The 1,600-nt window shown below is 53.0% G+C and carries 3 protein-coding genes; all 3 read left to right on the top strand.

Going from position 1 to position 1,600, the window contains the following annotated elements:
* A partial coding sequence (locus PPL9_RS18100) for an acyl-CoA dehydrogenase family protein (protein WP_280139066.1) occupies nucleotides 1-391 on the top strand: 391 nt, incomplete at its 5' end.
* Nucleotides 388-1,170: an enoyl-CoA hydratase gene (locus PPL9_RS18095; RefSeq protein ID WP_057464006.1), complete on the top strand. Its 783-nt coding sequence runs from the start codon at nucleotides 388-390 to the stop codon at nucleotides 1,168-1,170. The genes PPL9_RS18100 and PPL9_RS18095, both read left to right, overlap by 4 nt.
* Nucleotides 1,171-1,229: 59 nt before the next feature.
* The gene (locus tag PPL9_RS18090; RefSeq protein WP_057464005.1) at nucleotides 1,230-1,484 is read left to right on the top strand and encodes a TfoX/Sxy family protein; all 255 of its coding nucleotides are present in this window, start codon (nucleotides 1,230-1,232) and stop codon (nucleotides 1,482-1,484) included.
* The last annotated feature ends 116 nt before the right edge of the window (nucleotides 1,485-1,600 follow it).

The following is a 1,600-nucleotide window of genomic DNA, read 5'->3' as shown; positions in this document are numbered from 1 at the left end:
TCTGACGGTTGAGTATTTGCGCGTGCGGACGCAGTTTGGTCGTGCGCTGGGCAAGTTCCAGGCACTTCAGCACCGGATGTCAACGGTCTTGATTGAGATCGAACAGGCCCGCTCTGCACTGATCAATGTGGCGGGGCACCTTTCTGCTGAACCTTTCCAGCGAGATAAGCATGTGAGTGCAGCTAAGAATTTGATTGGCCGTGTGGCGCAACTGGTTTGCGAAGAAACCATTCAGTTGCATGGCGGTATTGGCATGACCGAGGAGTATGCTCTGGGACATTATGCCAAGCGTTTGATGATGATCGATCACCAACTTGGCGATGTCGACTACCATCTGGAGCGCTTTGTTGGAGCTATGCAGAGGGAAGCTGCGCGAGAGGCAATGTCATGAAGCGTACTTCTCTTGTCAGCGTTGAGCGCAAGGCTGATCGTCTGATTGTCATGAACTGTAACTCTTCTCGTCGCAACGCGCTTTCGCCGGAATACTATGACGGGCTTTCGCAGGCGTTGGATCTTGCCAATCAGGACACAGAGATCCGTAGCGTTATCCTGATGGGAGAAGGCGGTTATTTCTGTGCGGGTGGCGATCTGAACACGTTGGTTAAGCGCCGCGAGATGACGGTTCTTGAGCGAAAAAATAATATTGAAAAACTCCATAATCTGGTTCGAAAAGTAAGAGACTGCGCGAAACCGGTGATTGCGGCGGTTGATGGAGGGGCTGCCGGGGCCGGTGTGTCTTTGGCTCTGGCTTGTGACTTCCTGGTGGCAGAGCGGCAGTCTCAATTTACGCTGGCTTATGTGAAGGTTGGACTGGTGCCGGATGGAGGGGCTACCGCTTCATTGTCCCGGCTTCTTCCCCACCAGCTGGTCTTAGAGATGTGTTTGCTGGGACAGCCTGTTTCGGCTGAACGGCTCTACCAGCTGGGGGTGGTCAATGTGCTTAGTGATAAGCCTGCTTTGGCAGAAGCGCACCTGATAGCGGATCGTATAGCGCAAGGTCCAACAAGGGCGCAGGGGGAGATTAAGCGATTGGTATCAGCTGCTGATCACAACAGCTTTGAGGAGCAGATGGATCTGGAGCGGGATACAATGGCTGAGGCTCTGGGACATGATGAAGCGCAGGAAGGGATCAGTGCGTTTCTGGAACGACGATCTCCGAATTATGCTTAGGTGCAGCGCCTTAATCAGGTGAAGCCCGAGTGAAATGTCTGGAATGGTGCATTTTGAGCATGTCGATCAGTCAATTGAGAAACCTGGGCCCGAAGACCGAATACATGCTGTCTGAGGTGGATGTTTGCAGTGAAGATGACCTGCGAGAACTTGGACCAGTGCAAGCTTATCAACGGCTGAAATTTCGTTTTGGTCGGGGGGTCTCCATCCTCGCGCTTTATGCAATGGAGGCGTGCCTGCGGGATTGTGACTGGCGGGATCTTTCAGCTGAAGACAAGAAAGAACTGAAAGCCCGAGTTGTGCAGGCTGATTGATCTGCTTTGAAGGAGCCTTGAACGGATTTCATCAAGGTCCAGACAGGGCGCTATGGGTGCCGGCGGTGGCATAGGCTACGAGCAATGTTTTCATTTCAGCAATGCCGGAGGTGTGA

Source organism: Pseudovibrio sp. POLY-S9 (genome assembly GCF_001431305.1).
Classification (GTDB): Bacteria; Pseudomonadota; Alphaproteobacteria; order Rhizobiales; family Stappiaceae; genus Pseudovibrio.
The sequence above is the reverse complement of the archived record's forward strand: the minus strand, read 5'-3'. Positions and strand labels throughout refer to the sequence as shown.

Excerpts from the sequence above, each read along its gene's own strand:
- PPL9_RS18090 (WP_057464005.1), top strand. The coding sequence starts at position 1,230 with ATGTCGATCAGTCAATTGAGAAACCTGGGCCCGAAGACCGAATACATG.
- PPL9_RS18095 (WP_057464006.1), top strand. The coding sequence starts at position 388 with ATGAAGCGTACTTCTCTTGTCAGCGTTGAGCGCAAGGCTGATCGTCTG.